This is a genomic window from Acinetobacter sp. 1424608 (genome assembly GCF_000588255.1).
Taxonomy (GTDB): domain Bacteria; phylum Pseudomonadota; class Gammaproteobacteria; order Pseudomonadales; family Moraxellaceae; genus Acinetobacter; species Acinetobacter nosocomialis.
In genome coordinates this window covers 59,561-83,794 of record NZ_JFXL01000001.1, presented here as the reverse complement: position 1 = coordinate 83,794, position 24,234 = coordinate 59,561, and the positions used below count along the sequence as shown (strand labels likewise).

Annotated in this window: 26 protein-coding genes; 8 read left to right on the top strand and 18 right to left on the bottom strand. The window is 37.9% G+C overall.

Annotated elements, in window-relative coordinates; translation table 11 throughout:
- Positions 1-60: 60 nt before the first annotated feature.
- The 12 genes from J678_RS05185 to J678_RS05135 form a co-directional block, all read right to left on the bottom strand.
- Positions 61-1,488 (bottom strand): M48 family metalloprotease, encoded by a 1,428-nt coding sequence (locus tag J678_RS05185; protein ID WP_079377488.1) that lies wholly within the window; start codon positions 1,486-1,488, stop codon positions 61-63.
- Between the two features lie 145 nt (positions 1,489-1,633).
- Positions 1,634-2,599 (bottom strand): 2-hydroxyacid dehydrogenase, encoded by a 966-nt coding sequence (locus J678_RS05180; protein WP_017393795.1) that lies wholly within the window; start codon positions 2,597-2,599, stop codon positions 1,634-1,636.
- A gap of 11 nt (positions 2,600-2,610) precedes the next feature.
- Complete coding sequence (locus J678_RS05175) at positions 2,611-3,264, bottom strand: hypothetical protein (RefSeq protein WP_017393796.1); 654 nt, start codon at positions 3,262-3,264, stop codon at positions 2,611-2,613.
- 100 nt (positions 3,265-3,364) lie between these two features.
- A complete protein-coding gene (locus J678_RS05170) occupies positions 3,365-5,254 on the bottom strand; it encodes a M48 family metalloprotease (RefSeq protein WP_004707885.1) in 1,890 nt (629 codons plus the stop codon).
- Between the two features lie 78 nt (positions 5,255-5,332).
- Complete coding sequence (gene purF / locus J678_RS05165; protein ID WP_002049153.1) at positions 5,333-6,874, bottom strand: amidophosphoribosyltransferase; 1,542 nt, start codon at positions 6,872-6,874, stop codon at positions 5,333-5,335.
- 25 nt (positions 6,875-6,899) lie between these two features.
- A complete protein-coding gene (locus J678_RS0103835; RefSeq protein WP_004707881.1) occupies positions 6,900-7,487 on the bottom strand; it encodes a CvpA family protein in 588 nt (195 codons plus the stop codon).
- Between the two features lie 6 nt (positions 7,488-7,493).
- Positions 7,494-8,498 (bottom strand): quinone-dependent dihydroorotate dehydrogenase, encoded by a 1,005-nt coding sequence (locus tag J678_RS05160; protein WP_004707879.1) that lies wholly within the window; start codon positions 8,496-8,498, stop codon positions 7,494-7,496.
- An 89-nt stretch (positions 8,499-8,587) separates the two neighbouring features.
- On the bottom strand, positions 8,588-9,067 hold the full coding sequence (gene gspM / locus J678_RS05155; protein WP_004707877.1) for a type II secretion system protein GspM: 480 nt from the start codon (positions 9,065-9,067) through the stop codon (positions 8,588-8,590).
- Positions 9,067-10,206, bottom strand: a complete 1,140-nt coding sequence (gspL, locus tag J678_RS05150) for a type II secretion system protein GspL (RefSeq protein WP_017393797.1) — start codon at positions 10,204-10,206, stop codon at positions 9,067-9,069. Before gspL ends, gspM begins: the two co-directional genes overlap by 1 nt.
- 22 nt (positions 10,207-10,228) lie before the next feature.
- The gene (locus J678_RS05145; protein WP_002049122.1) at positions 10,229-10,684 is read right to left on the bottom strand and encodes a SixA phosphatase family protein; all 456 of its coding nucleotides are present in this window, start codon (positions 10,682-10,684) and stop codon (positions 10,229-10,231) included.
- 55 nt (positions 10,685-10,739) lie between these two features.
- The gene (locus J678_RS05140; RefSeq protein WP_002049214.1) at positions 10,740-11,813 is read right to left on the bottom strand and encodes an NAD(P)H-dependent glycerol-3-phosphate dehydrogenase; all 1,074 of its coding nucleotides are present in this window, start codon (positions 11,811-11,813) and stop codon (positions 10,740-10,742) included.
- Positions 11,814-11,847: 34 nt separating this feature from the next.
- On the bottom strand, positions 11,848-12,423 hold the full coding sequence (locus tag J678_RS05135; RefSeq protein ID WP_004707870.1) for a nitroreductase: 576 nt from the start codon (positions 12,421-12,423) through the stop codon (positions 11,848-11,850).
- 203 nt (positions 12,424-12,626) lie between these two features.
- Between J678_RS05135 and J678_RS05130 the strand changes: the two genes are divergently transcribed.
- Positions 12,627-13,007, top strand: coding sequence for a hypothetical protein (locus J678_RS05130; protein ID WP_002049100.1), 381 nt, complete (start codon positions 12,627-12,629; stop codon positions 13,005-13,007).
- 38 nt (positions 13,008-13,045) lie between these two features.
- Here the strand turns inward: J678_RS05130 and rhlB are convergent, their stop codons facing one another.
- Together rhlB and J678_RS05120 are read right to left on the bottom strand one after the other, a co-directional pair.
- A complete protein-coding gene (gene rhlB / locus J678_RS05125) occupies positions 13,046-14,197 on the bottom strand; it encodes an ATP-dependent RNA helicase RhlB (protein WP_002049290.1) in 1,152 nt (383 codons plus the stop codon).
- Positions 14,198-14,306: 109 nt separating this feature from the next.
- Positions 14,307-14,519, bottom strand: a complete 213-nt coding sequence (locus J678_RS05120; RefSeq protein WP_000126912.1) for a cold-shock protein — start codon at positions 14,517-14,519, stop codon at positions 14,307-14,309.
- Between the two features lie 374 nt (positions 14,520-14,893).
- On the opposite strand from J678_RS05120, the gene J678_RS05115 reads away from it, so the two are divergent.
- The 5 genes from J678_RS05115 (at position 14,894) to J678_RS05095 (ending at position 17,625) form a co-directional block, all read left to right on the top strand.
- Positions 14,894-15,139: a sulfurtransferase TusA family protein gene (locus tag J678_RS05115; RefSeq protein WP_017393798.1), complete on the top strand. Its 246-nt coding sequence runs from the start codon at positions 14,894-14,896 to the stop codon at positions 15,137-15,139.
- A 133-nt stretch (positions 15,140-15,272) separates the two neighbouring features.
- Positions 15,273-16,139, top strand: coding sequence for an RNA polymerase sigma factor RpoH (gene rpoH, locus J678_RS05110; protein WP_002049311.1), 867 nt, complete (start codon positions 15,273-15,275; stop codon positions 16,137-16,139).
- Between the two features lie 110 nt (positions 16,140-16,249).
- Positions 16,250-16,615 (top strand): DUF423 domain-containing protein, encoded by a 366-nt coding sequence (locus J678_RS05105; protein ID WP_017393799.1) that lies wholly within the window; start codon positions 16,250-16,252, stop codon positions 16,613-16,615.
- A 13-nt stretch (positions 16,616-16,628) separates the two neighbouring features.
- Positions 16,629-16,826 carry a sulfur carrier protein ThiS gene (thiS, locus tag J678_RS05100; protein ID WP_017393800.1) on the top strand — a complete coding sequence of 66 codons (198 nt, stop codon included), beginning with the start codon at positions 16,629-16,631 and terminating at the stop codon, positions 16,824-16,826.
- Positions 16,827-16,839: 13 nt separating this feature from the next.
- Positions 16,840-17,625 carry a thiazole synthase gene (locus J678_RS05095; RefSeq protein WP_001154366.1) on the top strand — a complete coding sequence of 262 codons (786 nt, stop codon included), beginning with the start codon at positions 16,840-16,842 and terminating at the stop codon, positions 17,623-17,625.
- Positions 17,626-17,727: 102 nt separating this feature from the next.
- Here J678_RS05095 and J678_RS05090 read toward each other — a convergent pair whose 3' ends face one another.
- Positions 17,728-18,351, bottom strand: a complete 624-nt coding sequence (locus J678_RS05090) for a metal-dependent hydrolase (RefSeq protein ID WP_017393801.1) — start codon at positions 18,349-18,351, stop codon at positions 17,728-17,730.
- Positions 18,352-18,370: 19 nt separating this feature from the next.
- Complete coding sequence (gene yaaA / locus J678_RS05085) at positions 18,371-19,144, bottom strand: peroxide stress protein YaaA (RefSeq protein WP_017393802.1); 774 nt, start codon at positions 19,142-19,144, stop codon at positions 18,371-18,373.
- A 125-nt stretch (positions 19,145-19,269) separates the two neighbouring features.
- Between yaaA and J678_RS05080 the strand changes: the two genes are divergently transcribed.
- Both J678_RS05080 and J678_RS05075 read left to right on the top strand, forming a co-directional pair.
- Positions 19,270-19,902 (top strand): alpha/beta hydrolase, encoded by a 633-nt coding sequence (locus tag J678_RS05080; RefSeq protein WP_017393803.1) that lies wholly within the window; start codon positions 19,270-19,272, stop codon positions 19,900-19,902.
- A gap of 193 nt (positions 19,903-20,095) precedes the next feature.
- Positions 20,096-21,052: a ribonuclease Z gene (locus J678_RS05075; RefSeq protein ID WP_017393804.1), complete on the top strand. Its 957-nt coding sequence runs from the start codon at positions 20,096-20,098 to the stop codon at positions 21,050-21,052.
- Between the two features lie 94 nt (positions 21,053-21,146).
- Here J678_RS05075 and J678_RS05070 read toward each other — a convergent pair whose 3' ends face one another.
- Together J678_RS05070 and J678_RS05065 are read right to left on the bottom strand one after the other, a co-directional pair.
- Positions 21,147-22,607 (bottom strand): aminoacyl-histidine dipeptidase, encoded by a 1,461-nt coding sequence (locus tag J678_RS05070; RefSeq protein ID WP_017393805.1) that lies wholly within the window; start codon positions 22,605-22,607, stop codon positions 21,147-21,149.
- Positions 22,608-22,755: 148 nt separating this feature from the next.
- A complete protein-coding gene (locus tag J678_RS05065) occupies positions 22,756-24,186 on the bottom strand; it encodes a formylglycine-generating enzyme family protein (RefSeq protein ID WP_031955734.1) in 1,431 nt (476 codons plus the stop codon).
- Positions 24,187-24,234: the final 48 nt, after the last annotated feature.

The window sequence follows — 24,234 nt, the reverse complement described above, 5'->3', positions numbered from 1 at the left end:
TTTACTTGTCAGTTTAAGCATATCTGTGTGTTTGAAAAGCATAAGCTCAAACTACAAGCTCTAAATTTTCATTCGTCGCTCATCTTGCATTTGCTTTAATCGACCATCAATTTTAGCTGACATGGCTTGATTGCCTTTCGCTAGTCTTTGTGCATGTAGCATAGATTTAATTGCATTTTCTTCACTACCAGACCAATACTGTGCTTCTGCACGATATCGCAACACATTCACCGCTCTTAACGGTGACTGTTTATCTAAATTAGCGGCTTGCTGTAATAGTTGCCAGCCTTGAATATCTCGAGCATTTTTATTAATAAAACGCTGCACCAAAGTTTGCACTTGAGCATATTTACCTTGACGCAATAAAACCTCAGCCAATTTGTAGCTAAAAGCTTTATTTTCAGGCATTGTCATTTGTAAGGGAGCGATCGAATTATAGGCCTGATCAAGTTTATTCTGACCCAAATAAATATCTGTTTGAATTAAAGAAACAAGTGGCTTACCACTAGATTTTACTTGATCTAAGGTTGTTTGAGCTTGGGCATAATCTCCTTGTTTAAGATAAAAAGCAGATAAAGCCAGTAACCCTGCGAGATTTTTTTGCGATGCCAGACTTTGCAATTGGTTTTCAGTCGCCTCTCCCGCAACCACCATGGTGTACCATTTTAAAATTTCAAAATCGACATCATATATTCGACTTTTAACTTTAGGCATCTGGTTTGCTCTTAAACGGGCCTCGCTCATACGTTCAGTCGTTAAGGGATGCGTAAGCCAAAAATCCGGCAGGAAACTTACATGACTTGTTGCTCTATGCATCGTTTCAAAATAATCTGCCATACTTTGCGGGTTATAACCTGCAGCATACATATATTGCATTCCAATACGGTCAGCTTCACGCTCTTGATTACGACTATAAGTGAGCTGTTTATCCAGAAGTGCAGCTTGCGTACCCAACATGACTGCAGCTCCAGCATCCCCGCCTGCTTGGGCAGCTAAAGCCACACCTGCTAGCAAACCAGCTAAGCTTAAAAGAGTTTGCCCTTTAAAAGCCTCTTCTGAACGACTAAAGTGCCTCTGCGAAACGTGGGCAATCTCATGCGCCATCACTCCAGCAATCTCATCAATATTTCGAGCCGAGGAAATAAGACCTGTATTTAATGCAAATAAACCACCAGGAACAGCAAAGGCATTAATTTGTGGGTCTTTAATGACCACAAGCCCAATAGGTTGTCCAAGCTGTGTTTCAGCCAAGATATTAGAGAAAACTTGAAAAAACTGATCTTCCAACCATACATCCTGTATGACTGGCATTTGTTTATGCACTTCACGGAAAACTTTTTCACCGATAAATTTTTCTTTTTGTTGATCAAGTAATCCTATTCCACTACCAATATTCGGAATTTCAACCTGCCCAGAAGCTGGTTTTGAGTCAAAAGGATTAGCGTAAGAGGCATTTGTTATAAAAGCCAAACTTAAAATAACTGGCAAAAATTTCAAAAGTTCTTCTCTATTAAAAATTAAACTAACAAAAAAAGCCCATTCATATAATGCTTGAGTTTCTTACATCATATGAGCAGGCTTTCACTATAACATTGAAAATAGACTATATTTGCAATGAAGTGTTATTCAATATTTATACGAAATTAGGGTTCACCAAATACCTTGGTGTTTTATCTTCCAATGCTTCTACTAAGTTTTTATAAGCTAAATTTGCCATTTTTTTGCGTGTTTCAGCTGTAGCAGACCCCACATGAGGCAAAGTAACAACATTTGGTAATTTAAAAAGTGCCGAATCTTGCAAAGGCTCTTTTTCATATACATCTAAGCCAGCAGCAAAAATAACTTCCTGCTGTAAAGCTTCAATAAGTGCCTGCTCATCAACCACTGAACCGCGCGCAATATTGATAAAGATAGCGTGCTTTTGCATCAGCTCAAATTGAGCTTTGCCCATTAAGGCTTTAGATTCTGCATTTAAATCAACTGCTGTGACTACAAAATCAGACTGTTGTAGCAACTCATCCAAACCTAGATATTGAGCATTCAATGGCTCGGCCAATTCAGGCTTTTCGCGTCGATTATGGTAAACAATATTCATGTTAAAACCATAAAACCCACGACGCGCAATTGCAGCACCAATATTACCAAGTCCAATAATACCAAGTGTTTTCCCAAAAACATCCAGACCAAACTGCTGTGGCCCTACTGTTCTTTTCCATTCGCCTTGTTTAGTCCAGTGGTCTAAAAATGGTACTTTTCTAGCTGCGCTTAACAATAGAGTAAAGGCAAGATCCGCAGTAGTTTCTGTCAAAACATGAGGTGTGTTTGATAACCAGATTTTCTTTTGGTTCAAATAAGCAACATCATAATTATCATAACCAACAGTCACAGATGAAATAATTTTTAATTTTTGTGCTGGAGCAAGGTTACTTTCATTAAGTAAGCGTCCCGCGCCAATCATTCCATCAGCATCTACCACTTCTTGTCGTATCTGCTCATTAATATCACCCAGTTTAGGGTTTAATACGACAACATGATAATCCTGCTGCAACCGTGACAAAATCTCTTCATCAATTTGACTAAAAACTACAACCTTTTTCATGTATATCCCTACTACTCATTGTTATCTTGCATAAGTTGCCACAATCTTTTCTTAAGGAGAGGCTTATCTAACATTTCTTTTAAACTAGCTAAATGAATAAGATTTGCATGTTGAATATACGCACATTTACCTAAACACAAAATCTTTTTTTCTGCAGCTACAGCATCTAAGAAACCCTGAATATATGAACCCACACCGCGTTGATCTTGATATGCCGCTAAGGGAAAAGGCCATTTTAATTCAGCATAGTGACCCACTTTAGCCTTTTGTATATTTGTCCAAAGTTGTTTCTCTTCTTTTTCTAGTGCTGTCACATCAACAAAGATTACACACTTTTCAAGGCAATAAGCCTGCAACTCGAATGGAGCAATCGCCTCTTGCTCAACAGCAATCACAGGTTTTTCAATAACCCTTTCAGACTGCGGAACATCTCTAATTGCTATTGAAGGTTGCTCTACAACTTTAGGTGCTTCAGGCAACAAAGGCTTAGATGGCTTTTGTCCAAAAGCAGGAACATCTATTATAGGTGTGATAATTGGTGTATGAGATTCAACAATCTGATCTCGCCATACAGTATGGGCATTATTTTTTTGGCACGCTTGTGTTCTAGGAATCCATATATCAATTCCTAAAGTTGCCAGTATATTTCTTTGCTGCCCAATCATGTTTAAATCAGTACCTCTAATCTACACACATTCTAACGGGCTTCTGACTTTTTTTCAGCGTTTTCTTTTAATGATCGCTAGTGGAAATCACATATGTCTCTTAAATAATCATAACGCTATTTTTCTTCTGCATTTGCTCTACAATTTCATCGGACTCAAAACCAAATCGCCAGTAGAGTAACTCCAGCACATCAAGTTCATCTTGGGTAATAATGCGGTCACTCCATAAACACATCTCAGCAATTGCCAAAATACTTAGACGGTCACGAAGTAAAAGCCCAGCAATGTCATTTAAAATTTCAGCCAAGTCTAAAGGCTCATCCGAAATTTCATCATATATATGCATTTCATCTGGGTTAAGTAAAGAACGCAAAATACGCTCACGGACTTCCAACTGGTTTGGACTATTAATTTGCTGCACATGAAGTAATGCATCAATTAAACGAACTATTTGAGGTTTCACTTCTTCAAATGCTGTTGGCAAATGAAGTGGCATTAAATTCAATTCATACTTGACCCGCTCTAATAATAAGGCATCAAGCAGCCCAATTTCCCCATCTTCCTGAATAATAAGTGCCAGTTTTGTCAAAAATTGACGCGCAATACTTGCAGGCATATGGCCAATATTTTTACATGCGTCGTGAAATATCTGAATATGAATACGACCATCCAAATTAAGCAAAGCATCGACAATCGAATGACTTACAGGAGCTTCTTGCGGAATAAATTCTCGATATTGACGAATCATTAAAATCGCAACCATCACCTCACGCGAACCAGTGGCTGTTTGCAATGCACGCTGAATAAGTTCAGGGCGTTTTTTATTACGTCGGATATCACTACTTAAAGGCTTGATTGCATCATTTAATGCGAAGCTGATTGGAGAAAGACGTAATAATGGCAAAGGTTGTGGTGATGACCATGGAATATAGATTTCCGTCTCAGATTCTTCTAAAGAACGGAAAAGGCTAAATAAAGGCCTATTACGAAGTTTCTTTAAATTTTCTAATTGTAAATCTTGCAGTAAAGTGGGATTGAGTTCGTAAATACGCTCACGAATGCTCGGGTGAATATTCATCCAGCTTTGAGGGCTAAGTGAATTTGCAAAACACATATGCGCGATTGATTCAGAATAAGCACTATGAATTTGTGATCCTGAATGGTGAACATAAATACGTAATAATGTTTGGGTATTCGTACTATTTTTTAGCAACCGCATAGTTTTTTGGTCATTGCGAAATGTGCGGCCACTTAATGTTAAATATTTAATAAAGCGAGTGATTAAAACACCTAAACTTCCTGCTAACCAAATCACTCCACCAACAGCTACAAACACAGTCTCGAACTTATGCTTATAACCCGGACTGTAGCGCTTAAAACCTTGTTTTGCGAGCTTACTGCCCCATTGACTGAAAGTCGTTAAACCGCTGTATAAAATTTTTAATTTAGTATTTTCTACAGCCTCACCAGATAAAATTTGGTTAAATTCATGACCCAGTAAACCATACAGCTCCAATTCATCTAGATTCTGTAAAGCTCCCCAAGTCAAAATAATGACAATATCATTTGAGTGAAAACCTGCAGTTAATGCATTTACACCCACTTCATCAGGCAAAACATAAAGAGTTGGAACGTTAAGAGAAAATGTTTGCGCCAAATGTTCTGTAATTTTTAATGCCGCATGTTCTTCTGGTGTACTCTCGCCTTTTACCAAACGACGCGCTTTAAGCTGTTTAGCAAGGGAATGACCACCTTTACGTAAAATATAAAGCTCGGTCACCACCGACCAAACCATAATAAAAAGCAAAAGAGCAATAAAATAGGGGCTTAAGGCATGCCACCAAATCGGTTGGCTATAATCAAAAAAATGAACAAGTAAACCTAAAATGAGATTTAAAATAAAAATAGTCAAAAGCACAGCGACCAAACACATAGTGATGGACCATGCCATATTTTTATTTTCGATTAAATAGTGGCTTACTTCTTTCAATGTAAATATTCCCAATTACATTGTTAAGTTTCATCATAAAAGAAAAAAGCGGGAAACACCCGCTTTTTTCGGCTATTTCTATTCTTCTTTAATACCCGTCAAATCTACTGACGCTGCATCAATATTGACATCAATATAACCATCTTTTTTCTTTTTCGCAGAATCATTACGCTTCTGTTCCAAATTATTCAGATAGTCTGCATCAATTCCACCAGTTACATAGATACCATCAAAAACAGAACAATCAAACTCAGTCAATGTAGGAACCTTACTTGTACGTACGGCGTTCTTCAAGTCTTCCAAATCTTGGAATACTAAACGATCAGCACCAATAATTTCTTGGATTTCTTCTACACTGCGTTCTGAAGCAATAAGCTCAGTTTTAGCAGGCATATCGATACCATATACGTTTGGATACATCACTTTTGGTGCTGCTGAAGCAAAGTATACTTTTTTCGCACCTGAGTCACGCGCCATTTGAATAATCTCATTACACGTAGTACCACGTACAATAGAGTCATCAACCAATAGAACGTTCTTGCCTTTAAACTCTAACTCAACAGGGTTTAATTTCTGACGTACAGATTTTTTACGCTGTTGCTGACCCGGCATAATGAAGGTACGACCGATATAACGGTTTTTCATAAACCCTTCACGAAACTTCACACCAAGAATATTTGCAAGTTCTAATGCAGAAGTACGGCTTGTATCTGGAATTGGGATAACCACATCAATATCATGGTCTTCACCCCAGTCACGCAAAATCTTATGCGCTAATTTTTCACCCATTTTTAAGCGGGCTTTATAAACTGAAATACCATCAATAATTGCATCTGGGCGAGCAAAATAAACATATTCAAAAATACATGGGCGATATTTTGGATTAGCCGCACATTGTTTAGTGAATAACTGCCCTTCAGCATCAATGAAAATTGCCTCACCTGGTGCGATATCACGTTCGATTTTAAAACCAAGAGCAGTAATCGCCACAGACTCAGATGCAATGATATATTCCATCTCGCCTTGTTCAGTCACACGCGAGCCATAAATCAGTGGACGAATACCATTTGGATCGCGGAAACCAACCAAACCATGACCAGTGATCATAGCAACTACGCCATAAGCACCTTGGCAGCGCTCATGAACACGAGAAACCGTATGAAAAATATCTTCAGCTGTAGGATTTAACGTTCCTTTCTTTTGCAACTCATGTGCAAAAACGTTTAAAAGAACTTCTGAATCAGAATCAGTGTTCATGTGACGCAAATCTGTTTTAAACAGGTCATCATGAATTTCTTCTGCATTGGTCAAGTTACCATTATGCGCAAGTGTAATACCGTAAGGTGAGTTCACATAAAATGGTTGAGCTTCAGCACTACTAGCAGAACCCGCAGTTGGGTAGCGCACATGACCAATACCATAATTACCAAGTAATGCTCTCATATGACGAGTATGAAAAACATCACGCACCATACCGTTATCCTTACGAAGGAAAAGACGGCCTTCATGGCAGGTTACTATTCCAGCTGCATCTTGCCCACGATGTTGCAACATCGTTAATGCATCAAACAACATTTGGTTCACTGGCGATTTACCGGCTATACCAACAACTCCACACATAGCAACCTCGCAGACAAGCTAGGAATTAATAAAAAGGATTCTTTGTTGAATGGTCGGGCCGGATTTCTGGTTCTTCCGGCTCGTCCATTGGTTTTGGAGAAGTGCGAGATACACCGCCTCCAGATGTTATCTGATGAAAAGCCTCACTTGCTGCCCCTTTAGAAAGCTCCGTGGCTAAAGGTGCGTAAGGCAATAAAAACTGGATAAATTTGGATTGCTTCCAATGAGGTGAACTTTCTACCCAAGGACCAACACCTTGCATAGTAATAAGAACAACCAATAAACCCTTCAACGAACCAAAAGCACCACCTGCTAAACGATTTAATGGCCCCAATTTTAAACTTTTCAAGAGGCCATTTAAAAATGCGGTGACGATCCAAGTTAAAACAATAATAATGAGTGCAATAAATGCAAAAGCTGCAATCTTTTGAACCACCGGATCCTGACTTAAACCCGACATTGACGGAGCTAGAAGAACAGCATATTTTGCACCCATAATTAATGCAAAAATCCATCCTACCAAGTTCGCAAAGGCTTTTATAAATCCTTGTCGCAAACCGTTTAGCCCCCCAATGAGCAAAAGTATTAGAATGATGATATCAATAGTGTTCATGTTCAATTAGGTCATAGCTTCAACACATTGCTTTACAAGCGTTGGTCCCGTATAGATTAGACCACTATAAATTTGAACAAGTGTTGCTCCAGCTTGTTGTTTTGCTAAAGCTTGCTCACCAGACAAAATACCACCCACACCGATTAAAGGAATTTGTCCTTTTAATGATTGAGCAAATAAACGTAAACATTCTGTACTTTTTTCAAATACAGGTGCACCAGACAAACCGCCTGACTCATTACCGTAAGGCAGGTTTTCCACCCCTTCTCTCGACAAAGTGGTATTGGTCACAATAAGACCATCAATTTTAAAATCTAATAATTGAGCAGAGATAAACTCAACATCTTCAGCTGTTAAATCCGGAGCAACTTTAAGTACTAGAGGAACATAATGGTTATATTGCTCAGCCAACTCAAGTTGACGCGCTTTTAAGGTTTGCAGTAATTCAGTTAACGCATCACCACTTTGCAAACTACGTAAGTTTTTAGTATTCGGTGATGAAATATTGACAGTAATATATGAAGCGTAGTTATAAACTTTCTCAAGACAAATTAAGTAATCATCAACTGCTTTTTCTACAGGTGTATCGGCATTTTTACCAATATTGATTCCTAAAATGCCTCTAAACTTTGAAGCTTTAACATTTTCAATAAGTTTATCAACACCATCATTATTAAAACCCATACGGTTAATAATGGCTTTAGCTTCAGGAATACGAAATAAACGTGGTTTTGGATTACCCGATTGCGGGCGAGGTGTAATTGTACCAATTTCAATGAAACCGAAACCTAATCCAGCTAATGCATCAATATGAGCACCATTTTTATCTAGACCTGCTGCCAAACCTACCGGATTAGGAAACTCGATTCCCATACACGTAGTAGGTTTTGCTTCTACGGCCTGACGCATCATGCCTAGCTTATGCGCTTTATCAAGCATGGATAATGTTAATTCATGGGCACGCTCTGGTGCTAAACTAAACAACATCGGGCGAGCAAGTGAATATAACATACCAATCACAGTCTACTGATTTTAGGTACGCATATTATAGGCACAGGCAGCACAAAACACCATGCTTGACATAAGCATATTTTGATATGTTATTGAACTGTCGCTGTTAATTTAATCTGACCTTCGCTTGAAACCATTTCCATCTTCTGAATACTAAGACCCATCTGTGCAAGTTGTGTTAAAAAGTTAGCTAAAATTGCATAATTCTGATGCGTTACAACAATTTGTAACTGCTCTCCATTTTGCTGAGAAGTCACAGTTAAACCTTGCTGTTGAGCCACCCTTTGTATTTTTCCAGACTTATCAAGTTCAAGCTCATTTGCAGGCTTCATAGTAACTGCATTACTTTGCATCCACACCATCAGATCTTTTAAATCATTTAAGCGTTTTTGCTGTTGTTCTGCCAAGGAATGCATTTTCCAAAGTGAAGACCCAACAATAGCCACTACCACAAAAATTGTAGTAAAGACCACCATAACGCGTTCACGGACAGTTAAACGATCTAGGTATTGAACAACTTTTTCAATCCACTGATCAAAACGATTCTGCAATTGAGCTAACATTTTCATTATTGTATTTTCACCACCCCAATTGCCCCACCACCATTTGCTTGGACATTACCTAGCTCAGCTTTAAATCCTTGCTGATTTAATTGTTCTGTCAAAGCTTGTAAATCATCTGCCGATTTTGCTTTTAATGCCATCGTTAAAATTGAAGCATCATAATTAAGTTGCTGAGCCAAAATCTGTCTTTGCATTAAAATAGGTCCAACACGGCTTAACAAAGAAAGTGCTTGTGTATCACCTTGCTGACTCATTCTTAAATGACTTTCAAATTGACCTTTTATATTTTGTTCAGTCACACGACTAGATGGTCCAAACCAGTATTTATATTGTTCAATTGTCTGGTCAGCAGTTAGATTTGCTACTTTTTTCAATTTGACCCAACGCAATAAATCATAGCTAAACTGCACTACAATAATTGCTAAAATAACGGCAGCACATGCCTTCCAATAACCAGAAAAAGTACGCTCCTGGCCTTTTGATTTTGGTAAAACATTGAAAGGATGCTGCTTAGTTTTATCTAATGGCTGAAATTGATAAACGAACTCAGAACGTTGTTCTGCACTTGAAGCGGCCTCTAAACTTTCCAGTTGCTCTGGTGTTAAACCACTATATTGATAATGTTTTTCAGCTGACTGAAATTCTAAAAAAAGACCCAAATCATCAATTGAATTACCCAACCATTTATTTTCACGCACCAAAAGTTGGTGATTAATATTACACAGAATAACTTGCTCGTTTTGCGGCTCTGGCAATATTAGAAAATCTGGTAGCAAGGAAACAAGTTTGGTTGGCAACAAAGCCAAAGAATGTTGCCATGTCTCGACCATCCCTTGAGCGACACCCAAGACAGTTAACTGATCGGCATGAAAATGGTGAACCACTTTCATATGATCAATCGGTAAAGTCACAAACTCTTCAAGTAGATATTTAACCCCATCAGCCCCCAGTTGTTTGTAGTGGGACTTCGCCATAGTTTGCTGAAGCATTTGTGCATGACGACTCGGAAAAAAAACCGTAGCTTCTTTTCCTTGATGTATTTGCAAGTCTTGTATTAATTGATCGAGACTCGCAGCCTGCAACCAGCTCTCTCCGTTAGACCAATGCCATATTCCATTGGTTTCAGGCATCCATATATACAGCATGTTGGCGAAATAACCTTTTTAATTATATTGTGGGTATAAAACTATTTTTTTGTGTTGATAAACCATTTGCAATAACAGCTTGATCATAAATTCTAGCTTCAGCAAGCGCAAATGGATTGAAATTTTCATGAGTAAGTAACTCTGCAATATGACCTATTACATTCATATGGCAAACCACTACAATCGATTCATAAGGAATTTGAGACAACCATTCAACTGCTTCTTTTGCATCATCATCTGGCTTAATTTTGTCGCATAACAGCACTGGCACATCTTTAAAATAAGTCTGGATATGCGCCAATGTTTCCTGAGCACGCAACAAAGGACTAACAACAAAAATATCCGGTTTTACAATGTCTTTTAAAAATGTTGCTGTTTGCTCAGCCTGTGCATGTCCACGCGCAGTAAGGGGGCGTTTAATATCATTACCATTAACTGGTGGAGCAGCTTCCCCATGACGAACTAATGTCAGTTGCATAAAATTTCCTTGTTAATAATTCTGCATTATAACCACAATTTATGACATTTATTCGTCAGACTTCATGATGAGGTAAAACAAACTCCACATCACTCCGATGACCATTTTTCATAAGAGAAAGTGCAATATTTAATGGCGGAGCACCTTCAAAAATGACTTCATATAAAGCATTGGTAATTGGCATATATACATCTAGTTCTTGTGCTTTACCACGCACTTGGACAATTGTATTAATACCTTCAGCAGTTTGCCCCAATTCTTTACTTGCTTGATCAAGTGTCTTGCCAGAACCTAGCGCATATCCGATTTGATAATTACGGCTCAATGGACTATTACATGTCGCAAATAAATCACCCACACCAGACAAACCTAAAAATGTAAGCGGGTTTGCGCCCTGCTTTACCGCGAAACGGCTCATTTCAGCCAAAGCACGCGTTAAAATCATACTTTTGGTATTTTCACCAATTTTATATGCAGCCCCAATTCCCATCGCGACTGCATAAATATTCTTAAGTGCACCGCCCAACTCAACTCCATGCACATCATCGCTACCAAAAACACGGAATAACGCACTATGAAGCGCATGCTGCACGGCATAACGGACGAGTTCAGAATCACTAGCAATCACTGTACCAGATGGCATACCTGCCATAATTTCTTTGGCAAGGTTTGGACCTGACAATACACCATAGGGAACTTCTGGTAGTTCTTCACGAATAATATCGCTCATAAAACTAAATGTTTTAGCTTCAACACCTTTGGTTAAAGAAACAACCGCTTGTGCAGTAATATAAGGAGCAATTTGTTTTAAGACATCGCGGAAAGAATGGCTAGGAATTGCAACTAAAATAATATCTCGGTCACATACCGCTTGCTCAAGATCAGACACAGCACGTAGTGAAGATTCTAAAGTGAAGTCTGGTAAATAACGTTTATTAATATGGGTTTTATTAATTTCTTCTGCTGTTTCGGCATCACGAATCCAGATCATGGTATCGCAGCCATTACGAGCAGCTAAATTCGCCATGGCTGTACCAAAGCTACCGCCCCCTAAAACGGTAATACGTAGTGCCGTTTTTTTATCGACCGCAACAGGTTCCACCAAATCTGTAAACTTAAATTCAGCCATGCTTTATTATCCTATTTCTTACTTTTACAGACGCTTAAGCCTGCCAAACTTTTACGAATTCTTTACTTTCAATATCTGCACGCGGTGCAATTGCTTTAGCTGCTGTGCCAACGTAAATAATACCTGAAATTAAATCATGCGGTTGCAGACCTAAATGCTGTTTTAACCAAGTTGATTCAACAACAGCACCACTACGCCACATAGTTGAAAACCCCTGAGCTTGCAAAGACAACAAAAGATTTTGTACTGCCGCACCAGTACTTAAGATTTGCTCAAAATGTGGCACTTTTGGATGATCTTGTAACTGTGTAAGAGCTAAAATCAGTAGCGGAGCACGAAAAGGATGTTGCTTAACACGTTCCAGCTGAGCGGGGTCAGATTCTCCTAAATCAACCAATGCTTTTGCTAGAACCTCACCAAAAGCAGCACGTTGTTCACCAGAAATAACGACAAAGCGTGTTGGCTTAAGCCTATGATGATCTGGAGCAGTTAAAGCAGCCTGAAAAGCCAACTCTAATTGATCTGAGTTTGGAGCTGGCTCAACTAATTGGCCAATAGACTGACGCTGATGAATATTTTGGTGAATTATTTGTATTACTGAATCCGTCATTAATATTGATCTAACTCAAAAATTCGAAATAGATTAGCATAATCTACCGTTAATCCACCATGGAATCTAGCCTATAAACTTAGTGAACTTATAGTTTGACATTTTTTAATACAAAACTTCAAAACTCATACAACGTATTCAAAATCAAATAGAAAACTTATGTTCAAATAGCTATGTCTTTTAGCGATTAACTTAGGTGAATCATGAAAAAAATAATTTTAGCGAGCGCAATGAGCGGCGTTGTTCTATTACTTGGTGCTTGTGCTACCACTCCTAAAAATACTTTAGCAATTCAAAAAGAAAATAATCAATTTGAAGTGACTGGTATTGGCAAAACTAATTTAATTGCAAAGAATAATGCAGTTACTGCCGCACAAAAAACGTGCTCTAAGAATACAACTCCTGTTATTGTTGATGAAAAAACCACTTATCATGGTGTATTAAAAGATGTAGTAAGTGAAAAGACGGGTCAAATGGTAGAAGCCGCTGCAGGTGTTATTGGTACTTTAACTGGTAAAAATGCATCTTTAGCAAAAGATGACGACTATCAAACCACTCTTACCTTCTATTGTAAAATTAATTAATTGAAAAAAATCCCAATCAATTGATTGGGATTTTTTTATTAGCAATACCCCTCTAATCGGGTAAGTGGTAGTTTTTTACCAATTGCTTTTTCAATTTCTGGTAAATAGAAAGCATCATCTTCAGACAAGAAACTAATACTTACACCTTGTGCACCTGCACGACCTGTACGCCCAATACGGTGAACATAGTCATCAGACTGCTCAGGTAAAGTGAAGTTGATAACATGCGACACGCCATCTACATGAATACCACGACCTGCAACATCCGTTGCAATCATGATGTTATGCTTCCCTTGCTTAAACTGCTCTAGCATTTTCAAACGTTTATCTTGAGCAATCTCACCAGATAGCATTCCTACTTTATATCCATCTTTTTTCAAATGGTCATAAAGACGGCGCACTTGATCACGGCGGTTGGCAAAGATCATGACTTTATCAATTGGTTCTTCACGTAAAATATCTTGTAAAAGACGATATTTATCTTGTTTAGCTACAACATAAACACGTTGTTCTACATCGTTATTGGTCTTTTGTTCAGGCTCAATTTCAACTGTTACAGGCTCAAACAACCACTGTCTTGCTAAATTTAAGACGTCGTAACTAAAAGTCGCCGAGAACATCAGGGTTTGACGTTGTTCCTTACGTGGTGAATAACGAACAATACGTTTTACCGAAGGAATAAAGCCCATATCTAATAATCGGTCAGCTTCATCAATCACCAAAAATTCAATTTGATCGAGCCAGACTTCTTTTTGTTCTACAAAATCGATTAAACGTCCTGGTGTAGCAACCATGATATCGACAAAATTAGCATCAAGTTGCTTCTTCTGCTTATCAAAATCAACACCACCCAATAGGGTCACTAAATGTAAATTAGAGAATTTTGTGAGAAACTTTGCATCGCTTTCAATTTGCAAGGCCAACTCACGAGTAGGCGCCAAGATTAAAGCACGAGGTTCGCCACGGAAACGTTGTTCTTTAACCGGATTATTGAGTAAATCATTAATTACACTAATCAGAAAGGCAGCTGTCTTACCTGTTCCTGTCTGTGCTCGCCCAATTGCATCGTGCCCGGCTAATGTATATTTTAAAACCTTTTGCTGAATTGGGGTCATTTGAGTAAACCCTAAAGCATCAATCGCCTTTTTAAGTTGCGGATGTAAATTCAAGGTTTCAAAACCAGATGTCATAAATACGCGCTCTAACAAACAATCTCTCGAATGAGAAGATCATTATAAACAAAAACGCCCCAATTCAAAAATTGGAGCGTCCATGATTCATCAAAAAGATGAATTAGTCTTAGTCTAAAGGCTGAACGTTTTCAGCTTGAAAACCTTTTTGACCTTGTACAACGCTAAATTCTACACGTTGACCGTCACGTAGAGAACGGTGACCGTCACCTACGATTGCACGGAAGTGAACGAATACATCGTCGCCGCCGTTACGTTGAATAAAACCAAAGCCTTTAGTGTCATTAAACCACTTTACTACGCCTTGTTCACGAGCTGTCATAAGTCAATCCTCAGATGATGAAAAAAGGACCTTCCGGTGTTGCAAACAGCAGAGCAAACAAGGTTTTAAAATTTTTATAATCTTAAAGCTTGTAATCATTCTGTAAAACTATCAACAATTTCCGGTTACATCCATTTGTTATAGGTTATTAAAACAATTTAACTGTGTGGTAATTCCTAAAACGGTTCGAGCTTAACACGGGTTTATGACAATTAATAGAATTTTTTTCAAATATTTCCCCTATTTTTAGCTCTTTTTTTAAACAGCTTATTACAATAATTTTTATGTATTCCTTTAGCTCTTAATTTTTATAAAACACCTAGAGTTCGTAAAAAAATTTGTTAAAATATTTTTTTTAGTTGTTTTTAAAATGAATGAGCACCACTTCTTCTGCTGTAGCACCTATTGAAATTAATGCCCTTGGTCAACCATGTCCAATGCCTTTATTAATGTTAAAACGTGAACTTAAGAAAGCATCAGGAAAGCAGCTATTTTTATTGAAATCATCTGACCCGCATAGTGAAATTGATGTAACGCGTTACTGCACTTTACATCATTTTATGTGTCAAACCATGCAGATTTCAGAAAGAGAATTTCACTATTTAATTGAAACTCAATGATTCTTTGTTAAAATCTAAGATTAGAAACTGCATAAAATTTTACATTTTTCTACCCAATTTTCCTTAATTATGAAGCCAATTCAAATTAAGATGAATTTATTGGTTAATCCATCCTATCCTATAAGGAGAACTCATGAGTGACAGCAGCAATCAATTGATGCCCCTGTCATTGTCTGCGCCCGGTGTAAACCTTGGTGCATATATCAGTACTGTCAATCAGATTCCTATTTTAACGGCCGAGCAAGAAAAAGAACTTGCTGAACGTTATTATTATGACCAAGATCTTGATGCCGCAAAAATGCTGGTAATGTCGCATTTACGTTTTGTCGTTCATATTGCGCGCAGCTATGCAGGTTATGGCCTCCCTCAAGGCGACCTTATTCAAGAAGGTAACTTAGGCTTAATGAAAGCCGTAAAACGTTTTGACCCAAATATGGGCGTACGTCTCGTATCTTTTGCCGTCCATTGGATTAAGGCAGAGATTCATGAATACGTTATTCGTAACTGGCGTATTGTAAAAATTGCAACAACTAAAGCTCAACGTAAACTTTTTTTCAACTTACGTAGTTTGAAAAAATCGAGTAAAAAATTAACACTCGAAGAAGCACAATCTATTGCTAACGACTTAAATGTAACTCCAGAACAAGTTTTGGAAATGGAAGGTCGTTTAACTGCTTATGATGCTGCTTTTGAAGCGCAAGGCGATGATGACGACGATACTCCACATACAGCACCTGCGTTGTATCTTGAAGATAACCGTTACGACCCTGCTCGTTTAGTTGAAAATGAAGACTGGGAAGAGCAAAGTACATCTGCTTTACATGATGCAATGGACCAGTTAGATGATCGTTCGCGTAATATTTTGCAGCGCCGTTGGTTAGATGATGATAAATCTACCCTACATGAGCTTGCTGCTGAATATAATGTATCAGCAGAACGTATTCGTCAGCTTGAAAAAAATGCGATGGAAAAAATTAAAGTCGCTATGTCAGCAAGCTAAAGTAAATAAAAAAATAAAAGGGCGATCAGCCCTTTTGTTTTATCTGGCTATGTTTAGCCAACCTATTCTATGGTAACGTTGCCTTTCATTATTCAGTTGCGTTTTTTGTTATGTGGATTGCCATTTCAGCCCTTAATCTTGCTTTTGCAGTCATGTTGGGTGCTTTTGGAGCACATGGTCTTAAAGCTCACGCGAGCCCTGAACAAATTGCTTGGTGGCAGACTGCAACCGACTACTTTTTTTATCATGCACTTGGGCTATTAGCCCTTGGTATTCTAAGTAAGGTTCTTCCCCATTTCCCAATCAAGTTATCTTTCTTGCTTATTCAGATTGGCATTCTGTTCTTTTGTGGTTCGCTTTATATCATGGCATTAGGTTTACCACGCATATTAGGCGCAATTACGCCAATCGGTGGAGCCTTAATGATTGCTGGATGGCTACTTTTGGCTTGGAATGCTTTCAAATACGCAAAATAATCGGAATGTGATCATGCAAATTTATTTAAATGGCGAATTAGCGGACACGCCTAGCCAAAACCTTTTGCAACTCATTCAGGAGTTGGCACTTGAAGGAAAACGTTTTGCTGTTGAACACAATCAGCAAATCGTACCTAAAAGCAAATTAGAGCAAATTATGATTGCTCAACATGACCGTATCGAAATTATTCACGCTGTTGGCGGCGGCTAAGTCGGAGTTATCCATGCAAGACACCCCTCTCATTATTGGTTCACGTTCTTTTCAATCTCGTTTATTGGTAGGAACAGGGAAATATAAAGACTTAAATGAAACGGATTTAGCCATTCAAGCCAGTGGTGCAGAAATCGTAACAGTCGCAATCCGCCGTGTGAATATTGGACAAAATCCAGATCAACCGAATTTACTTTCAGTTATTCCACCAGAAAAATATACTATCTTGCCAAATACCGCAGGTTGTTTTGATGCTGACAGCGCAGTACGTACATGTATGTTGGCGCGTGAGTTACTCGATGGTCATAACCTAGTAAAGCTTGAAGTGTTGGGTGATGAAAAAACCTTATATCCAAATGTAACCGAGACTTTAAAAGCCGCTCGTACTTTAATTGATGACGGTTTTGAGATTATGGTCTACACCTCTGATGACCCAATCATTGCACAAGAACTTGAAAGTATGGGCTGTGTTGCAATTATGCCTTTAGGTAGTTTGATTGGTTCAGGTTTAGGTATTTTAAACCCTCACACCATTTCAATTATTAAAGAAAATGCGAAAGTACCCGTGTTAGTCGATGCAGGCGTTGGTACAGCAAGTGATGCCGCTATTGCAATGGAACTTGGTTGTGATGGCGTACTGATGAATACTGCCATTGCAGCTGCGCAAAACCCTATTTTAATGGCTTCTGCCATGAAAAAAGCTGTTGAAGCAGGACGTGAAGCATTTTTAGCTGGACGTATGCCACGTAAACGTATGGCAAATGCAAGCTCACCAGAAACAGGTTATTTCTTTAAATAATCTATTTCCAAGGAATCACTGCTTTTTCCAGTGATTCCTCTCTCCTTCGTATAACTATTTTACTTTTAAAAAAATATATCGCTTTATTCTAATATACTTAGGCTATTCCAATATTTGTCTTAAATTATCTTTGGCGTTTAACTCAAAATTCTTTTGGAAATATGCAGTTTGATAAAGTGGTTCAGACTGATAAAAATGTATTAAAACTTGTTTTCTCTTAATTGAATATACTTCTGGATCAACCCAACAATACTCCCGCTGAATTTGCCGTTCATACTGGATAAAACGTTCAGGTGTTGCTGCCAAAATAGCTAAATCAATATCCAACAAAAATTGTAAATCTATTTCATCGGTTAATGCATGCTTTTGAATCGCAAGTATCCAACGCTTTATTTTCTCCAGGGTACTGAACGATAAATCTTGCGCCATCAATTGTTCAAATAACTCAGCACTTTTAAGCTCATTATCTGGTGCTTGAGGATCATAGATAACATCATGAAACCAGAGAGCCAATGCAACAGCATACGGATCATTTAATTCGTATTGAATCGCCTCCATTAAACTCAAACATTCATATAAATGTTGGACGGTATGGTAGGCTCGCTGCTTTTCACTATAAGCCGCAATAAGTTCATCATAGATTTTCTGCGGTTCAGAAAAATCATAATGCTGATGCAGCTCAAACCAAACATGCTTTAGTTTTGATAAATAAAGCTGCATCATCATCTATTAACCACGCTTAAGATTATTGCTCATCGCGCTTAAATACCAACTCTTTTGCCGATGAGTTATCAGCATCAAAGTAGTAACCTTCAGTATTAAATGCTTTGATATCTTCAGCATTATTTAATTGGTTTTCAACAATAAAACGTGCCATTAAACCGCGTGCTTTTTTCGCATAGAAACTAATAACTTTATATTTGCCATTTTTCTGGTCAAGGAAAACAGGCTTCACAATTTCAGCCTTAATTTTCTTTTCATTGACAGACTTGTAATATTCATCTGAAGCTAGATTTACCAGCAATTCAGATTTAATTGCTGCCAAGTCTTCATTAATTTGGTTAGTGATGATATCACCCCAGAATTCATACAAATTATGACCGCGAGTATTTTTTAATTTAGTACCCATCTCTAAACGATAAGGCATCATTAAATCTAAAGGACGCAATAAACCATATAGACCAGAGAGCATACGCAAATGCTGCTGTGCAAAATCAATATCTTTGTCTTTTAAATGATAAGCATCTAAACCAGTGTAAACATCACCTTTAAATGCATAGATTGCTTGGCGAGCATTTGAGAAATTAAATTCGGGATTCCAATCTCTAAAACGGTCTGCATTCAATGCAGCAATTTTTTCACTAACACTCATTAAAGTCGCAATTTCCGAAGCGGAAAGTTTGCGGCAAACATCAATTAATTGTGCTGAGTTTTCTAATAAGCGAGGCTGAGTAAACTCATCTGTAGGTAACGCTGTTTCATAATCTAAAGTTTTTGCAGGAGAAATTAAAGCAAGCATAGACAACCTGAAAAAATTATTCTTAATACCAACTATAACAGTAGATATTTTTTAATGCTAACTCGTGTTTTCAATGACGACTATCGGTAAAATAGGAATACGTATTGTTATTTATCGATTCTTATATGTCTGAGCAAATTTTCATTCAGGGTCCAGTAGGTAAAATTGAACTTTTTGTAGACCGCCCTGAAGGTGAAATCAAAGGCTTTGCGGTTGTTTGCCATCCGCACCCATTGCAAGGTGGAACTCCTCAACATAAAGTCCCTGCTCTTTTAACCCAAATCTTTAATGAATATGGTTGTATTGTTTACCGTCCTAGTTTCCGTGGTTTAGGTGGCAGTGAAGGTGTTCATGATGAAGGCCATGGCGAAACCGAAGATATTTTAGCTGTGATTGAACACGTTCGTCAGCTTCATGAAGGCTTACCATTCTATGCAGGCGGTTTTAGCTTCGGCTCACATGTTTTGGCAAAATGTCATGCGCAGCTTAGCCCTGAATTACAGCCTGTACAATTAATTTTGTGTGGTTTACCAACAGCTACTGTTGTGGGATTACGTCACTATAAAACCCCTGAAATTCAAGGTGATATTCTACTCATTCATGGTGAGCAAGATGATATTACTTTACTTTCAGATGCAATTGCATGGGCAAAACCGCAGAAGCATCCAATTACGATTTTACCGGGCGCTAACCACTTCTTTACAGGTTATTTAAAACAGCTTCGTCAAATCATTACACGCTTTATTATCATGAAATAAAGTGTATTTGATGGGCATAACTTGAGAGTATGCCCATCATTTTCAAGTATGTCCTTATTGAAAATTATTCCAACTTAACCCAGAACGTGCCAAATATTTTTTACTCGGTCGCTATCATTTACTATAATTTTTATAAAATTCTAATAAGTGTCTATAATATAAATTACGCATTTGATTAAAAAATTCCAAGAATATGCTTCATTTTACCTTTTTAGGCACATCATCAGGTGTACCCACACTTTCCCGTAATGTTTCAGGATTAGCAGTTCGTAACAGCAAAAATAAGGACTGGATTTTAGTTGATGCCGGCGAAGGTACACAGCACCGCATTCAACAAGCTAAACTTTCCTTGCAAAACCTAGTTGCCATTTGTATTACACATGTTCACGGCGATCATTGTTATGGTCTAGTTGGTTTATTGGCAAGTGCAGGCATGAATGCCCGTAGCAAACCCTTAATCGTGATTGCACCGAAAGAAATTCAGCAATGGTTTGAAATCACTGCCCAACTCACAGACTTACATTTACCCTATTCCCTTCAATTTATTGATGTGAATGATGCAATACAACCACAACAGATCACTGATGAATTTATTGTTCAAGCACATCCTCTAAGCCATCGTGTTTCAAGTTTTGCTTTTAGTATTTATATCAAATCTATTCAGAAGAAGTTAGATACCCAAGCTCTCACACAGCTAGGCGTGCCTCAAGGCGATATGTGGGGCCATTTGAAACGAGGCTACAATATTGAATTTGAAGGACAAACCTTAAAAGCTCAAGACTTTATCAAAATTCAAAATCAACAAGTTCATGCAATTATAGGTGGTGATAATGACCAACCAGAACTATTAGCTGACGCTTGCAAAGATGCCCAACTTCTTATTCATGAGTCCACATACTTACAAACCGTTTTAGATAAAGTCGGCAAAGGTCCAATGCATAGCTCAGCAAAAATGGTGGCTGAATTTGCAGAAGAGCAATCTTTAAGTAATTTAATTCTGACGCATTTTAGCCCCCGACATCAGGATAAAGTTGGACAGCAAGCTATTACTGAAGAAGTTCGTCAGTTTTATAAAGGTCATTTTTATTTAGCCAATGATTTTGATGAATTTACTTTAAATGAAGCTGGACAGCTTTTAAAAGTCGAGTAAAAAATTATATTTATTGAGAGATCGAATTAACTACACATCATTTCCATGTAAAAGTTTAAGAAGCTCATAACTGAGCTTCTTATTTCTTAAAAAATTACTCTACAAATGCCAAAGCAGTTACCAGTAGCTTCCAGCATTTCTCTACGGTTTCTACTTTTACTCGTTCGCCCGGCGCATGCGCCCCTTGAATATCAGGCCCAAACGAAACCATCTGTAAATGTGGGTAATGTTCAGCAATAATCCCACATTCTAAACCCGCATGAATTACTTTTAGATTTGGTTCAATATTAAACGCATTTTGATAGGCTTGTTGTAAGCACTTTAGTGCGGCTGAGTCAGGATTTGGTGTCCAACCTGAAACTAATGGCGTGAGTATAGAGGCGATATTAAATTGACTAAAATGTGCCTGAATTTTTTCGGCAAAATCTTGAGCTTCTTGGTTCACCATTGAGCGAACCATTAAAACAGCTTTTCCGCCTTCTCTATTTAGTCTCACCACTCCAAGATTATTTGAAGTCTCAACCACATCTGGGAGAGCTTGACTCATACTTGCAACGCCATAAGGACTTGTTGCTAAAGCTTGTAACCACTCGTTTTGCTGTTGTTGAGCAATCACTTCAGTCACTTCAGCACTATTAGGCTGAATTGTTAATTGCAGATTATCATCAACACCTTGTAGCTGTTTTTTCCATGCTGTTTGATATTCATCGAGTAATTTTTCTAATTCAGGCAATTGGTTAGATGAAATTGCAATAGTCGCTACAGCTTCTCTCGGTAAAGCATTACGGGCCGTACCACCTGTAAACTCAATAAGATGCCCACTAAGTGAGTTTAAATGTTGATTTAAAAAACGAGCCAAAATAACATTTGCATTGCCGCGTCCTAAATGGATATCTATGCCAGAGTGTCCGCCTTTAAGACCAGCCACCTGAATATTCACAATATTTAAATCTTTAGAAATTGGTTCATAACTAAGCGGCTGCTCTACCTCAACATCAATACTACCAGCACACCCTAGATACAACTCACCCCATTCTTCTGTATCAATATTAAATAACCATTTTCCTTTTAATATACCGGCTTCTAAAAGTCGTGCACCGCTCATACCTGCTTCTTCATCGACTGTTAAAAGAACTTCTATTGGTCCATGAGCAATATCATTTGAATCTAATACTGCCAACGACAAAGCTACCCCTATGCCATTGTCTGCACCTAAAGTAGTGTCTTTGGCAATTAACCAGCCATCTTCGAGGACTGGACAAATCGGGTCTTTAAAGAAATCATGTACCGTGCCAGTGTTAGCTTGTGTGACCATATCTAAGTGGCCTTGAAGAATAACGCCAGATACATGTTCTTTACCCGTAGTTGCATCCTTTCGGATAATTAAATTACCAACTTCATCTACGTAAGTTTCTAAATTTCGACTTTCGGCCCAGTTTTTTAGATACTCACGAAGCTGTTGTTCATGCTTTGAGGGACGCGGAATCGTACAAAGTGTTTGAAAATGCTGCCAAACAATTTGAGGAGATAATTTTGAAAAATCAAATGGCACCATATATTTATACTCTCACAAATATTCTTAATAAACGTAGGTTTATTCGAAGATAAGAATTTATCAGCGCAGTTTTAGCCTTTATTAAAATCGACGCTGATAAATTAAAAATGACTCTAAATGTAGAATAGATTAGATATAAAAATCAAAGTTAAATTTCACGAACCAAACGGAAACCCCACATGATTGAACGGGCTTGTGAAGTTACATAAGCATTACGATAGGCAGTTCGTACGTTATAAGTGTTATATATCCATGCTCCCCCACGTAAAACTGGGAAGTTACACTGCCCATTATTTTCCTCACCCCAACGACGATTCACACTAGGAGCATTTTCATAATTTGCATGCCAGCAATCATCGACCCATTCTCGGGCATTGGCACTCATATCATATAAACCGAAATTGTTTGGTAAAAACTTCCCTACTGGTGACGTAAAAGGATAACCATCTGTGCAATTAAATAAACTCCAACCACTGGTTTGTGGTAGTGCTACAACTGTTGCTGGATCTAATACATTTGCATATTTACAAGCTTGGTCAAGATTAAGGTCATCTCCCCAATAATAGGCTGTTGTCGTTCCAGCACGAGCCGCATACTCCCACTCAACCTCTGTTGGCAAACGGTAAGTCTGGCCCGTTTTTTTAGATAACCATTTCGCGAATGCTCTTCCATCTTCACGGCGTACACATACAACAGGATCCTGAGGTGTCTGATTCATACCCGAATTATTTGGATTTAAATCATCTCGATACCACATATTGAAAACACCATTTCGCGTTTCCCAATTACGGCATCCTTCGACTTCCCAGCCAGTTTCCTTTTGGAAAGCCTGAAACTCAGCAATTGTTGTTTCATAAGTTGACATTGCGAATGCTTTTTCGACTTGTACTAAATGTTGAGGTAATTCATATGACCGAGATTGAGCAGGAACATTTTGTTGCTCTTGCTCATTTATATTTCCGCCCATAAAAAAACTACCAGCTGGAATAACCGTCATTTCTGGACAAAAACTGTCTGAACAATCTTTAAATTTAGATTTTGCTGCCGTTAATTGATTAATATTGATATTGGTTAATGAAGCTATTTTAATTTCAGGATTCATATTAGGAGGGTTATTTATTTGACGAATTAATAAATTAATTGTTCCTTTCCATTCACTTAACATTTCTCTAAGCATAGCAGGCCGCTCAATACTTACTCCAGTTCCATCATAGTCAGGAGCATTACATCTCGCTCTTAATACTGTCGACTCATCAGTAAGCTGAGCTAGTTTGGGAATAATTTGATTATCAAGAAAAACTCCTAAATTATTTGAACTCGCGATATTGGCTCTTAGTTCTGCCACTGATTTTTGAGCAATTGTCGCATCACCGATAACTTTAGAATAGACCCTATCACATTGATTTTCTTGCCATACCAAAGTTTGTTTAAGATTCTCCAAGGAAGTAATAGTTTCTTCTAACAATTTCTGATTCTTCGAATTTATGGTTGTATCTTTATCATCATTATTACAAGCTGATAATAAGGAGATAATTAATATACCAAAGCCTTTTGAATAATTACTGGAAATTATGTTCATGTTAATTCTCTGTAAAATAATATAAATAAAAAGAGGAAATTGATTAGT